Here is an 808-nt window from a genome sequence, read left to right as displayed (position 1 = left end):
AACAACCAGTTGACGAACAGGAAATTAATATCAAAAAGAAACAATTATTTAAAGAAATCTCACCCTTATTTAACCAAATTAGAGATTATTATCATTATTTGTTAATTTCCAAACGAAATAACGAAAGTAAACTAGGAATAGAATATTTAACTCAAAAAAGAAAACTCACTTTAGAAACCATCAAAGAATTTAAACTAGGTTACGCCCCATTATCTGATAAACCTTTATCTTTTCGTCTAGTAAATTACTGTCAAAAGAAAAATATTAATATCCATCAATTATTAGAATATGGTTTTATCAAAGAAAAAACTAATCAACAAAGAAAAAAATATTATCATGATACTTTCCATGGTTCCATTATTATCCCCATTGAAAATGGTTATCATAAAACTTTTCATTTTTATCAAAACCATTTCCGCGAAGTTTCTTATTTCCAACCTAAATATAAATCCCTCAATAATTTTAGTCAAACACCTACTTTTCATTTTAGTTATCGTTTTTTTGAAGCGTTACCATATATTAAAAAAACAAAAACCATCATCATTCATGAAGGTTTTTTTGATGTTATAAGTTGTTATCAATATGATGTCAAAAATGTTGTAGGATTAATTTGTGTCGCCCAATTACTTTCTCAATCTCAACTAGAAATTCTCAAAAAAGAAAAAATTAAGGTGATTATTGCCTTAGATAACGACGAAACAGGCCGAAAACGCAGCGAAGCCTTAGGAGAACAACTTAAAGAAGCAAACATTTTATACGAAATTAGACGCATTTTGCCGCCTTACGACCAAACTTGTAAAGATGTTGA

1 protein-coding gene is annotated in these 808 nt (G+C 28.2%); it reads left to right on the top strand.

All coding sequences use genetic code 11. The annotated features are described in order from the left end of the window. Positions 1 to 808 (top strand): toprim domain-containing protein (locus tag RI68_RS02940; RefSeq protein ID WP_017193744.1); only part of this gene is annotated, 808 nt, incomplete at both ends.

Origin of the sequence: Vaccinium witches'-broom phytoplasma str. VAC, from assembly GCF_000309405.1 — a bacterium.
GTDB lineage: Bacteria > Bacillota_I > Bacilli_A > Acholeplasmatales > Acholeplasmataceae > Phytoplasma.
Note: the sequence above shows the minus strand (reverse complement) of the source record. Positions and strands in the feature narration are given on the sequence as shown.